Raw genomic sequence first — 12,953 nt, 5'->3', positions numbered from 1 at the left:
AAAGGGCGGCTCCCCGTAAGGTGCCGCCCCCTTTCTACCCGTGCTTAAAAGCTGGTTTATTACCAGATTTTCACGCGCTGCTTCGGTGTCAGATACAGAGCATCACCCGGTTTGACATCCCATGCCTTATACCAGGCATCGATGTTGTGCATCGGGATGTTCACACGGGCCTGCGGCGGGGAGTGCGGGTCGGTCACGATCAGATTCTTAACCGTGTCATCCCGCAGCTTCTCACGCCAGACCTGTGCCCAGCCGAGGAACACGCGCTGGTCACCCGTCAGGCCATCAATAACCGGAGCAGGCTGACCGCCCAGAGACGCGTGATACGCATCCAGAGCCAGAGTCAGGCCGCCAAGGTCAGCAATGTTTTCACCCATTGTCAGCTTGCCGTTAACGTGCACGCCCGGCAGCACTTCAAACGCATCGTACTGTGCGCCAAGGCGATCAGCCAGCTTCTGGAAGCGGGCGGCGTCGGCCTTGGTCCACCAGTCACGCAGGCGGCCATGTTCGTCAAACTGACGGCCTTCATCATCGAAGGAGTGGGTCATTTCATGACCAATCACCCCGCCAATGGCCCCGTAGTTGACGGCGGCGTCGGCCTGCGGGTTGAAGAACGGCGGCTGGAGGATGGCGGCGGGGAACACAACCTGATCAAACAGCGGGTTGTTGTAGGCGTTCACCGTCTGGGGCGTCATGTCCCATTCGTTCCGGTCCACCGGCTTGTCCAGACGGGCCAGCCAGTAATCCCACTCAAACGCAATGCCGTTTTTGGCGTTGCCGTACACGTCACCCTTGGTGACGTTCAGGCTGGAATAGTCGCGCCATTCGTTCGGATAGCCGACCTGAACTTCAAAGTTTTCTAGCTTGCGCAGAGCGGCTTCCCGCGTTTCCTTGCTCATCCATGTGTTGTGCTGGAGGCGGATGCGGAAGGCGTCCTTCAGGTCCCCCGTCAGCTTCTGCATGGCGGTGCGGTTTCCTGCGGGGAAGTAGCGCTCCACATAGACCTTGCCCAGAGCCATGCCCATGGCGGCACTGGTGGCCTGCACGCCACGTTTCCAGCGCACGGGCAGAGCCGGCTGGCCGGACAGAGCTTTATTGAACGTAAAGCGTGCCTGCACGAAGGCATCCGGCAGGTAGGTGGAGGCGTTTTCTACCGTATGGAACGCCTGCCATGCCTGAAGCAGACCGATATCTGCCGTCGCCAGAATGGCGGCTTCACCCGTAATGGCGGTGGGTTCGCCCACAATCACGGTACGGTTTTCAAGCCCTTCTGTCGGCAGGCCGGCGGCGGTCAGCCAGGCAACCCAGTCAAAGCCCGGAGCGGCTTTGGCCAGCGCGGCCACCGTCATCGGGTTGTAGGTTTTCTGCGGGTCGCGCAGGTCTGTGCGGGCCCAGTGGACTTCGGCCAGCTTGGTTTCAAACGCCACAATGGCGGCGGCGGCGTTTGCCGGTTCCGGCCATTTGATCAGCGTGAGCGCCTGCGTGATGTAGGTCTGATAGGCGGCGCGCTTGGCAGCGAATTCCGGCTTCAGATAATAATCACGGTCCGGCAGGCCGAGGCCAGCCTGATCCACGTCCAGCGCGTAGCGGGTCGGGTCCTTGGCGTCCGGGTTGATGCCCAGAGAGAACGGGGACGTCATGAAGTTGGTGGACGCTGCGCCAGAGAGCGTTGCGAACGCCTTGGCGTCCCGCATCTTCAGGATGCTGTCCAGATCACCCTTCATGGGCTTGGTGCCCTGCTTCTCAATGGATTTTTCATCCATGAAGGAAGCGTAGAAGGTGCCCAGCTTTTCCTCAACGCTCTTGGGGTGCTTGACCGGGTGAGCGGAGAGGTCGTTCAGGATGCTCTGCACCCGCGTGCGGGAGAGTTCAGCCAGCGCGTTGAACGGGCCATAGCTGGTCATGTCTGACGGAATGGTCAGGTGGTCCAGATAGGTGCCGTTGGCGTATTTGAAGAAGTTGTTGCCCGGCTTTTCTGCGGTGTCACGCCCGGCAAGATCCACACCCCATGTGCCAAAGGAGGCCTGGGGCACAGCCGTGGGGGCTGCGGCCTGCGGGGTGGTATCTGCACGGGCAACGCCTGCAACGCTGCTCAGGCCGAGGCCGGCAGACAGAAGCAGAGCCACACGACGTGACAATTTGGCATGACGGCGAACAGTCATGAAGTCTTCCTATATTCTGGTCGGGGGCGGGAGCCGAAGCGCCTCCCCCGCGTTTTGTGGAACAAACTGTTCCGGTGTGAGGATAAAAGCATGCCGTGCCGGAAATGCCTACCCTGTAGAAGTCATTGACTTTCTGAGGTCTGAGCTGGCCCGGAGAGCAGGCGCGGAGGTGCCCTGAAGGCGATGGGCGACGGACGGAGGACGACGGGCCGGTCGCCATGCCGTGTTCAGGATCGGGCAGGAGCTGGCGTGGCTGTGGGAGGACCCAAGCAAGGAAGGGGAGGGGGGCGTTCACTCACGTCCGATGGACGTAAGGAACGTGGACGCGGAACCCGGTATGAAGCAAGGCGCAGCGCAGGAGAGCGCGGAGTCTGATCCTTGAGGGCGTCCTGTTTCATGAAAAATAAACAGACGCATTCAGGATTTCAAATTCAACAATGTTGAACTTTTTCTTAGGGTGGAAAAGCGCTGTGCGTGAATTTTGTTTGAAAACAGCGTCTTGCTGTGGGTCTTCCTGCGGGAACTCCAAGTGAATCACTCGGATTTTCACCAGAGATAAACAAATTTCATGTAGTAGGCGTTGGTTTCCGGTGTGTTTCGGCCTTCCACGCTGTGGGAATAACGGGTTGTCAGGCTGATATTTTTGGTCAGCGTGAACATCGCACCTACCCCCATGGCGACCTCCCGGCTGCTGGAATTATCAATCCAGTTCTGCACGGTGCGGTCCCGCGTGCCGGCGGTATTCTGCCAGTCAAACGCCAGAAAGGGCTCAACCACGCGGTGGGCTTTCCAGCTGAAGCGCAGATTGCTGTGGAATGTTGTGCCGGGTGTGTAACTATGTTGTCCATCAACATGTTTTGTCATGTTGACGATGGCCCCCAGATCGCCATCAAAGCTGAAATGTTTCCATTCATAGTCAAAAATGAAGCTGGAGAGGTTGGACCAGTAATGCGTGGCCAGTGAATCCCGCGTGCCGCTGGGGGTTTGTAAAAAGGTCTGAATCCCGAAGGTACTGTGTTTATTGGGCTTAAACCACACGGCCGGGCCGCTGATGGTGCCGCCCAGACCGCCATAATTGGTGCCGTTGGCCAGCGTGTAGGATTCGGTCTGGATGACCTCAAACGCAAAACCGACATGGGGAATTGCGTCAAAACTCCTGAAATGCACGTATTTTGTCATACCAGCCCAGGTATGGCTGCCGCCCTGCGCCTTGCGCGCGCCTAAACTGTTGTAGGTGGAACCGGCAGCATTGCCGTCCCCATACTGGACCAGAACATTAAAAGGCTTGAAATCGACGGGAAGATCGTATTCATGCGGCCCGATAATAGCCAGCGGAATATCTGCGGCCTCTGCGCTGGAGACGCCCGTCAGGCCAGCCAGAACCGTAAAAAATGCGGCGTTACGAATAGAAAAAATATCCGCGGAGCACAGGATTTTGCGCGGGGAAAGAGGAATGAAGTGGGCGAAAAATACGGAGCGGGGCATAACAGACAGATACTTTTTTATTGGCAACGGTTTCAAACACATCATACACAGCGCGGCCTGCGCTTCTGGCCAGCGTAGTGGAACGTCACATCCACTAATGAAGATGTTTAGGAAGGACAGCGTATCACGAACAGGTGATCATTTTATAAATCACACAAATGTTATTTAAAGCTTGTCTGAATGAATGATCAGTAGCAAGGGACAGTGAGACGCTGATAGAGAAGGAAAAGGAACAGGGTATCATAAAGATTTTGGTAAAATTCTGTCGTTAATTCATAAAAAATTGTGAGGTTAAAATGAAGCCGACCTTAACGAGGTCATTAGGGCTTATAACCGGTGTAGCGCTGGCGTTGGTGGGGCTATACCTCGTCATCGCTGGTGGGCAGCTGGCGTTCCTTGGTGGTTCGCTGTTCTACCTGTTTGCCGGTCTTGTCCTGATTGTAACGGGCGTTCTTGGCCTTGTGCGGCCAAAGGTGGCCCCGCTTGTGTATGCCGCCCTTATGCTGGTGACACTGGTCTGGGCGCTGGCCGAAACCGGTCTGGACATCTGGGGGCTTGAAGTCCGTCTTGTCACTTTCCTGGTGTTTGGCGTGTGGCTGCTGGTTCCGGCTGTGTGGGCCACGGGCCGCGGCTGGATGGCGGATAAAGCCGCTCTGCTGGGCGGCGTTGCCGTTACCGGTGTGGTGCTGCTGGCAAGCTGCTTTACGTCCTATTCCATCAACGGCACCCTTTCGCCCGAACGGATGGCGGCGAGTGACCCGGCTGCTGAGACCGATAATAATATTGCCAACGCAGACTGGCATTATTACGGCCGCACGGCACATGGGGACCGCTATTCTCCGCTGGGGCAGATTACCCCGCAGAACGTGTCCCACCTGAAGCTGGCCTGGCAGACGCAGACGGGTGACACCGCCCGCGCGGGTGAAGCCGCAGTGGCTGGCCCGGATCAGGGTCATGAGTTCAACCTTGAGGTCACCCCCATCAAGGTGGACGATACACTTTATATGTGTACGCCTCACAGCTGGATTGTGGCCATGGACGCCGCAACCGGTAAGATCAAATGGACGTATGACCCGCATCCCGACAAAAAGGATGTTGCGGCCAACGTGTATCTGGCCTGCCGTGGCGTGTCCTATTATCAGGCGCCCGAAGGCGCTCAGACTTCCTGCCCCAAGCGGATTTTCTCCCCTACGGCAGACGTGCGTCTGGTGGCTGTGAACGCAGAAACCGGCAAGCCGTGTGATGACTTTGGTGATCACGGGTCCATTTCCCTGCGCACCTATCTGGGCAATGTGCCGCTTGGCTTCCACTTCGTCACTTCTCCCCCGCTGGTTGTGAAAGACCGCGTGGTGCTGGGTGGCTGGGTGATGGATAACCAGGCCAACTTTGAACCCTCTGGCGCTGTCCGTGCGTTTGACCCGATGACGGGTGAGCTGGCATGGGCCTGGGATGCTGGCCACACGCCGGAAAACTGGAAGCCCGGCCCGAATGACGAGCTGACGCGCGACACCCCGAACGCATGGGGCGTGTATACGGCGGATCCGGAACTCGGCCTGCTCTACATCCCGACGGGTAACTCCCCGCCGGATAACTGGGGTGGCTCACGTCGTCCGTTTGACGAAGCAACCTCCAGCGCGACCATTGCTCTGGACATTGAAACCGGCGAACGTAAATGGACCTTCCAGACCGTGCATCACGATCTGTGGGACATGGACATCCCGGCTGGTCCGTCTCTGGTTGATCTGCCCGGCCCGAATGGCGAAAACATTCCCGCACTGGTGCAGAGCACCAAGCGTGGCGAATTCTTCGTGCTCGACCGCCGCACCGGCCAGCCTGTTCCGGGCTACCCGGTTGAAGAAAAACCGGTTCCGACCGCTGGTATTGCACCGGATGACCATGTGTCACCCACCCAGCCGTACCCGGTTGCCATGCCCTCTCTCACCCCGCCGAATCTGAAAGAAACGGACATGTGGGGGGCAACGCTTCTGGATCAGCTCATCTGCCGTATCCAGTACAAATCTTCCGCGTATGAAGGGCAGTTTACGCCCCCGCACGTCGGCAAGACCACCATTGTTTATCCGGCCTTCTACGGCGTAGTGGACTGGCAGGGTGCAACGGTTGACCCGGTTCGTAAGGTTCTGCTTGCCAACGCCAGCTACCTGCCGTTCCGCATCAAGCTGGACCACCGCACCGGACTGGAACAGAGCGGCGCTCTGCCCAAATGGAATGGTGAAGGCAATGAACCCACACCCAAGGGGAACGCTCTGGCGATCTCGCCCGATTACGGCACCCCGTATGTGGCCTACACCAACCCGTGGCTGAACCCGCTGCAGATCCCCTGTAAGGGACCTGTCTGGGGCACCATGACGGCGATTGACCTGGTGTCTAAAAAGATCATCTGGCAGCACCCGATTGGCACCACGCGTGACACCGGGCCTTTCCGCACCCACAACAACCTGCCGCTGCCCACGGGCATGTATAATATTGGCGGGAGCGTTGTGACCAAGGGCGGTATGGTCTTTATGGGCGCAACTGCGGATGACTATCTGCGCGGGATTGACCTTGCCACGGGTAAGGTGATCTGGCGTGACCGTCTGCCCGCTGGTGGTCAGGCAACGCCGATGTCCTACTCCGTCAACGGCAAACAGTATGTGCTGATTGCTGCTGGCGGCCACGGTGGCCTTGGCACCCGCTCTGGCGACTACATCCGCGCGTATGCGCTGGATGACGCTGCCGCAAAATAACGCGGTGGGTCTGGCGGCCTCTTAATAAGGGGCTGCCAGTCTCCCCCGGCGGTTTGAAAAAGCCGGTTCCGACCTTTTACGAGGTTGGGGCCGGCTTTTTTTTACGGGGTGTGCGCGTTGTGCCGGAGGTGCGGGTTTGCGGGCGGGACCGGGCACTCAGCAGAATGGCGCTGCGCAGATGGGTATACATTTCCGCACGCGCGACGCCTGCGTCTCTGCGGCGAATGGCGTCCAGAATGCGCTGGTGGCCGGCAAGGGTTTCCTCTACCGAATAGTCGGGCAGGGATACCAGATTACCCACGCGGGAAAACCAGATCTGGTCGTAACTGATTTCAAGCTGGCGGCGGAGAAGCTCGTTTTGCGCGCCTTGCGCAATCAGGACATGGAACTGCGTGTCCAGCCGCTCAAACTCATAAAACTGTTTGGCGCGTCCGGCTTCAGCCTGTTCATTCAGGCAGGCCTGAATGGTTTCAATCAGGGCTTCATCCGCACGTTCACAGCAGAGGGCGACGGAGGCGGTCTCAATCGCTTCACGAAACTCGTAAATCTGCCGGATGCTGTCATGAGACGGGGAGGCGACAACATAGAACCGCCCCTTCCGGCCAATCAGCTTATCCTGATGCAGGCGTTGCAGGGCTTCCCGCACGGGGGTGCGGCTTACGCCATAGCGGCGGCCAATTTCTTCTTCCTGCAGGACGGTGCCGCCCTGCACGCGGCTGTCAATCATATCGCGGCGCAGGGCGGTATACAGCTCTTCACCAGTCAGGGAGGGGCGACTGTCAGTCATTGGTCCATCATAGCCGGTTCCGGGGGGGACGAGTATGAGGACTTCTTATCTGAAAGTCATGCTGTGGTGAAATAACATGGGGTCAGCGGGTGCCGGAGGCTTCTCCGTTGCAGCCAAAACGCTCCAGAGTGAAATGTTCCCGACCAAGCGTATCCTGCTCCCCGGTAATCAGGTTGGCCATCAGTTTGCCGGAGGCCGGACCTACCCCAAACCCATGCGCAGAAAAGCCTGTTGCGACAAACAGGCCGGGATAGCGGGCGACGGGCGAGAGAATGGGCAGGGCGTCGGGTACCACATCAATCACGCCCGCCCACATGGCGGCAACACGGGTTTTTTCAAACACCGGCATGTCTTCCCGCAGGCGTTGCATGGTGCGGGCCAGTGTTTTGCGGTCCGGGGCCGGGTCACACGCGCGGTACTGCTCAAACGGGTTGAGGCGGCCTTTTCCGAACTGCCGTTCCTGTTTGAGTTCTTGCACAAAGGAGGAGCCGACGCGCACGCTCAGCAGTTTTTTCTGTTTCAGAAAATTGGGCATGAACTCCCGCATAAAGCGGAAGGAATCTGGCGTGACGTATGTGATGGAAGAATTGCGTTGCGCAACCGTATAGCCGCCGTCCATTCGCTTCCGCACGGAAAAGCGGGAGGAGGCGATAATCGGGTCTGGCCCACCCTCCATAGGCTCCGTGCGGAGAACGGAGGCAATGACTTTGAGCTGTGGCAGGACAATATCAACCGTTTTGCACAACCAGCGGGACCAGATACCTGCCGCAACCACAACAGCGGAAGCGCTGATGCGCCCGGTTTCAGTCTCAAACCCGCAGGCGCGGCCGCCCTGAATGTCAATGCTTTTGACAGCCGTATCCGGCAGGATGGTCACGCCCGCAGCTTCCGCTTTGCGCACCAGAAAACGCATGGCGAGATCGGGCTCGGCCCGACCATCCCCCGGGCTGTAAAGCGCGCCAGCCCATTGCCCGCGGCTTTGCGGTAGCAAAGTATGGATTTCTGGTTGCCCCAGTTCGCGCGCATCAAATCCGTGGGTGCGGGCTGCGGCCAGCCAGCGTTCCAGCGTTTCCCACTCTTCCTTATCCTGCGCGAGGGAGAGCAGGCCGCAGCGCGTATAGCCAAAATCGCCTTCTTTTGCCCAGTGTTGCCAAAGCGGACGGCTGGCAACCGCCAGAGGCAGTTCCTCCATGGCCTGACTGATGGTGCGCACCCAGCCCCAGTTGCGGCTGGACTGTTCATAACCGGGGCGGCCTTTGTCCAGCACCGCAACGGAGAGACCTTTTTCACGTAGGAATAGCGCGGTGCACAGGCCGATAATGCCACCGCCAGCCAGAACAACATCATAATGGAGCGGTGCAGACGACGGCTTTGTCATGATGACCAGAATCTCCGTTGCAAAGCGTTTAAAAGAGGAATTTTTTCAGCATACTGAAAATAGGGATAAACGCAGGAGAGAAACTTGGGAAGAAGTTTTTGTATGCTGAAGGGAATGAAACTGGCTGATGGAGTCTATGATTTCATACTGCTGAAACGGATTTCAATTTTCAGAAAAATGAAGATATAAAAAGAATTAAAGTATGATTTTAAGATCAACAAACAGACTGTTTTAGCGCATAAAAAATGCAGGAAAGAAAGATTTTCAAGGGCGCCTTGTCATTCTGAAAGAAGGGGCGGGGAGAATCAGATGTGACGCCTGATCTCCGAAGAGGCTGCATGGGATAGGCAGGGAGGGAAGGCTTTTGGGAAAAGCTGAGAATCCCGCCTGAAAATATTATATTATTCCTAGAGTGAAGAACAAAATCCTTTTCTGATAAGGGGATATGTGGATTTTCAGCGCGACGTTTCCGGAAATTAATGGTTCCGTATTCAAAACATGATTGACAGTCGTGCATCCGGTGAGACTAATCTCGGTATACCGAAATTTGGGATGAAGAATTGCCAGTGCGATGGTGCCGGTTCCCCGTATACCGAAGAGCCTGTGGGGGTTCCGGGCCGTGGCACACTCTCAGACCAGACAAACAACGCCTTGGCCTGTGACAGGAGACGTAACGTGCGCCGTCTTTCAGCAAATTCTGTAAGTCTTTTTTGTGTTGCGGTTCTGGCCGCAGGCAATACGGCCTCCGCACAGGCGGAAACAGGCAAGGATACTGTGCGGAAGCGCGCGCCCGTCAGGGCGACAGGCCGCGTGCCTGCCAGTCCTGCTGCCGCCCGGCCCGCCCGTAAGGCTGGCCCCCTGATGGCGGGAAAAGCGGAAGAAATTACGGTGAGTTCCGGCCTGACGCCGAATGGTGTTTCAGGCCGTTCCGCTGGCGGCGGCATGATGCCAAAGCAAACAGACCCCTTTGCAAAAAGCGGTGTGACACGCGACTATATTGCCGCACAGGCTCCCGCCACCAATGCGCTGACCCTGTTGCGGAATGTGCCGGGTGTTGTCGTGGCCTCGGCGGACCCGACGGGTGCGACGGACCGCATGAGCGTCTCCATTCGCGGGATGAACCAGAACGAACTGGGCTATGAGCTGGAAGGCATGAACCCGTCGGACGTTCTGTATTACTCCCCGACGTCCTCCGGCTGGGCAGACACGGAAAATGTCGGGTCTGTAACGGTGACACCCGGCGCGCCGGACCTGATGGCCCCGACATTCAGCGCCGTGGGCGGCCTGATTAGCGAGAAACTACGCGACCCGTCCCACAAATTTGGCGGGTTGCTGGACCTCACCTATGGCGGCAACAACATGCGGCGTGAGTTCCTCCGGCTGGATAGTGGGGAGTGGGGCCATACCGGTATTCACAGCTTTGCGTCCTTTTCTGATACGCAGGCTTCCAACTGGCGCGGGCCGGGTGGGTTGCACCGCTGGCACATAGACTTCAAGGCGAAGAAGGCGTGGGGGGACGGCAACAGCATTTCCGCCTTCATGTCCTACAATGATGTGCAGGAAAATCTGTATACCTACCCCACCATGGCGCAGTGGAACGCCTATGGCATAAACTATAATTACAGCAAGAATTTTACCGGTAGTAATACGAATTATTACAAATTCCATCAGTATGAATGGAAACATGCCCGCGCCAGCGTGCAGATGAAGTTCAAGCTGGCGGAAGGACTGAACCTGTCTGTTACGCCCTATATTTTTGATGTGGACGGCACAGTGCAGGGGGGCAGCACGCTCAACCAGAACAAGGCGTTTCTGGGGGCAGACTCTGCCAGCCCGCTCCAGTTCCCGGATGGGTCTGCGTCCTCTCAGGTGGCGCAGTCCAATGATACGTTCCATGAATCCACTTTTGGGATCAACAGTGTTCTGGACTGGAAAAAAGGCCATAATGACCTCCAGTTTGGCTACTGGTATTCCTACATCAATTACGCGGAAGACCCGACATATTCTCTGCCGGATGCCGCAGGGAACGCCAGCCGGTGGGGGCAGGACCCTGTTCTGACGGCGTCTGGTGCCGCACTGAAACAGTGGGATGCACACGTTATTCAGCAGACTAACACGCTGAGCCTGATGGATACCTATTCCCTGTTGCATGATCGTTTGAAAATTTCAGCAGGTTTCAAGGAAGCCATGATTACCCGCACGGCAACCAACCTGATGCCCGGTGCGACCTACGCAACCGGCTTTAGCGATGCGCAGCCTCTGCCGCGCGTGGCGATCAGCTATCAGATTACGCCGCGGGATCAGGTCTATATCAACGGGACCACGGCCTTCCGGGAAGCCGCAGCCATTACGCCCTCTGTGGACATGTTCAGTTCTTCCACCGGTCAGATGACGTCCCGGCACGTTACAGGCGGGATGAAGCCGGAATATTCCATTGCGGAAGAGCTGGGGTATCGGCACTACGGGAAGTATTTTAACCTGTCTCTCTCTTTCTTTAACTACAACTTTACCAATCGGCAGATTACCAGCAGCTCTCTGGTGGAAGGCACAACCATCACCACGTCGCTTAACGGGGGTGGGCAGACCACACGTGGGATCAGCGGAGAAATCAGCCTGCCGCGCTGGCATCATTTCACACCGTATTTTTCCGGGCAGTATCTGCATGCCACAACGGATAACAACCTTGCCTCCAATGGCACCTATCTGCCCACAGCCGGGAAAGTGGCTGTGCTCAGCCCGAAGTTCAGTGGCTCCATCGGCTTGTCGTATGATGACGGGCATGTGTTTGGGAATTTTGCTTTCAATTACGTTGGGTCTGAATATTCGACCTTCATGAATGATGAGAAAATTCCCTCTTATGAAACGGCTAATCTCGGCATTGGCTACCGGTTTAACGATGTGTTCTTCCTCAAACGCCCGCAGTTGCAGCTGAACCTGACCAATCTGGGCAATAACCACTATCTGTCCGGCGCATGGGGGCTGACAACCAATGCCCATAATACGCTGGCCACGGACGGACATACTGTTATCAAGGGAAGTGCACCGACCTACATCACCGGTGGCAATTTTACCGGCCTTGTCAGCTTCACCTCGGGGTTCTGAATGACATACACGCCGCACGCACCCTCCAATGCCCGTCTCTGGCTTTCTGTGCTGGCCACAACTCTGGGGGGCGTGCTGGAATGGTATGACCTTATTCTTTACGGCCTTTTTGCCGTAACCCTGTCTCACCTGTTTTTCCCGGCAACAACGGCCGGGTTTTCCCTTCTGCTGAGCCTTGGCAGCTTTGGGGTGGCGTTTGTGGCACGCCCCATTGGCGCGGCATGGCTTGGCTCCTATGCGGACCGAAAAGGGCGCAGGCAGGGGCTCGTGCTCTCGTCTTTGCTGATGACGGTCGGGACCGGCCTTCTGGCCGTTGTGCCGAGCTATGGCACAATCGGGCTGGCTGCCCCCTTAATCGTGGTGTTTTCCCGCCTCTTACAGGGGTTTGCCGCTGGTGGGGAATTTGGAGGGGCCGCCACCATGCTGGCGGAGCGCAGCCCAAAATATCGCGGGGTGTATTCCAGCTTGCAGTGGTCGGCTGGCGGGGTGGCTGTCACGCTGGCTTCCGCTGTGGCCTGGCTGGTGCATCAGGCGTTTACCGAGGCACAAATTCTGGCATGGGCCTGGCGGCTGCCTTTTGCGCTTGGCATGGTGCTGGGGCCGCTGACGGCCTGGCTGCGGTTGATCAGTGATGAATCCCCGGAATTTAAACGGCAGGACAATCATCAGCCCGTGCGGGAGGTTATCCGGCATGAGCCTTTGCGCCTGTTGCTGGGCATGGGGCTGGTGAGCGCGGGGGCAACGGGGAGTTATCTGAATATCTACATGCCCACTCTGGCAAAAACCCAGCTCCATCTGGGGGATGCTGTCTCTTTTATGGGTACAATGGTTTCAGGTGTTCTGACCATTATTCTTCCGCCTCTGTTTGCCTTGCTGGGGGATAAAGTCGGGCGCCGCGGCATGATGGCCGTTATGGCGGCAGCAGGTGGCTTTATGGCGTGGCCGTTATTCCATTTTCTGGTTGCCTCCCCGTCCGGCCTGCATCTTGTTCTGGTGCAGGCTTTTCTGGTGACAACTGTTTATTGCGGGTATTATGCGTCCGTCCCGGCTCTGTTTGCCGAGATTTTTCTGCCGCGCAACAGGACAACCGCCATTGCGTTAAGCTATGCACTGGGGCAGTTGGTTTTTGGTGGGTTTACCCCCATGATTCTTTCTGTTCTGGTCACCTATTTTCAGGATAAAGCCATTCCAGGTCTTTATCTTCTGGGAACAGTGGTGCTGAGTCTGGTGTGTCTGGCCTGCACGCGGCAGTATGCTGGCCGGGGACAATCGTTAAAGAGTGGGGAGCGGTAATC

At 57.3% G+C, this 12,953-nt stretch carries 7 protein-coding genes; 3 read left to right on the top strand and 4 right to left on the bottom strand.

All coding sequences use genetic code 11. The annotated features are described in order from the left end of the window. Window positions 1-59: 59 nt before the first annotated feature. Both HK23_RS00800 and HK23_RS00795 read right to left on the bottom strand, forming a co-directional pair. Window positions 60-2,162 (bottom strand): M13 family metallopeptidase, encoded by a 2,103-nt coding sequence (locus HK23_RS00800; protein ID WP_086652504.1) that lies wholly within the window; start codon window positions 2,160-2,162, stop codon window positions 60-62. Window positions 2,163-2,708: 546 nt separating this feature from the next. Next, window positions 2,709-3,647 carry a transporter gene (locus HK23_RS00795; RefSeq protein WP_086652503.1) on the bottom strand — a complete coding sequence of 313 codons (939 nt, stop codon included), beginning with the start codon at window positions 3,645-3,647 and terminating at the stop codon, window positions 2,709-2,711. 296 nt (window positions 3,648-3,943) lie between these two features. On the opposite strand from HK23_RS00795, the gene HK23_RS00790 reads away from it, so the two are divergent. After that, a complete protein-coding gene (locus HK23_RS00790) occupies window positions 3,944-6,391 on the top strand; it encodes a membrane-bound PQQ-dependent dehydrogenase, glucose/quinate/shikimate family (RefSeq protein WP_086652502.1) in 2,448 nt (815 codons plus the stop codon). Window positions 6,392-6,467: 76 nt separating this feature from the next. Here HK23_RS00790 and HK23_RS00785 read toward each other — a convergent pair whose 3' ends face one another. Then, on the bottom strand, window positions 6,468-7,178 hold the full coding sequence (locus HK23_RS00785; protein WP_086652501.1) for a GntR family transcriptional regulator: 711 nt from the start codon (window positions 7,176-7,178) through the stop codon (window positions 6,468-6,470). A gap of 82 nt (window positions 7,179-7,260) precedes the next feature. Further along, window positions 7,261-8,556, bottom strand: coding sequence for an NAD(P)/FAD-dependent oxidoreductase (locus HK23_RS00780; protein WP_086652500.1), 1,296 nt, complete (start codon window positions 8,554-8,556; stop codon window positions 7,261-7,263). 675 nt (window positions 8,557-9,231) lie between these two features. Here HK23_RS00780 and HK23_RS00775 point away from each other — a divergent pair. After that, complete coding sequence (locus HK23_RS00775) at window positions 9,232-11,658, top strand: TonB-dependent receptor (RefSeq protein ID WP_256939997.1); 2,427 nt, start codon at window positions 9,232-9,234, stop codon at window positions 11,656-11,658. Continuing rightward, window positions 11,659-12,951, top strand: a complete 1,293-nt coding sequence (locus HK23_RS00770) for an MFS transporter (RefSeq protein ID WP_086652498.1) — start codon at window positions 11,659-11,661, stop codon at window positions 12,949-12,951. The last annotated feature ends 2 nt before the right edge of the window (window positions 12,952-12,953 follow it).

It is taken from the genome of Acetobacter malorum (assembly GCF_002153605.1).
GTDB classification, from domain to species: domain Bacteria; phylum Pseudomonadota; class Alphaproteobacteria; order Acetobacterales; family Acetobacteraceae; genus Acetobacter; species Acetobacter malorum_A.
This window is presented reverse-complemented; position numbering and strand designations above follow the sequence as displayed.

What these genes read in the sequence shown, in the direction of transcription:
- HK23_RS00795 (WP_086652503.1), bottom strand. Translation starts at nt 3,647, where the DNA reads ATGCCCCGCTCCGTATTTTTCGCCCACTTCATTCCTCTTTCCCCGCGC.
- HK23_RS00770 (WP_086652498.1), top strand. Translation starts at nt 11,659, where the DNA reads ATGACATACACGCCGCACGCACCCTCCAATGCCCGTCTCTGGCTTTCT.
- HK23_RS00800 (WP_086652504.1), bottom strand. Translation starts at nt 2,162, where the DNA reads ATGACTGTTCGCCGTCATGCCAAATTGTCACGTCGTGTGGCTCTGCTT.
- HK23_RS00785 (WP_086652501.1), bottom strand. Translation starts at nt 7,178, where the DNA reads ATGACTGACAGTCGCCCCTCCCTGACTGGTGAAGAGCTGTATACCGCC.
- HK23_RS00790 (WP_086652502.1), top strand. Translation starts at nt 3,944, where the DNA reads ATGAAGCCGACCTTAACGAGGTCATTAGGGCTTATAACCGGTGTAGCG.
- HK23_RS00780 (WP_086652500.1), bottom strand. Translation starts at nt 8,556, where the DNA reads ATGACAAAGCCGTCGTCTGCACCGCTCCATTATGATGTTGTTCTGGCT.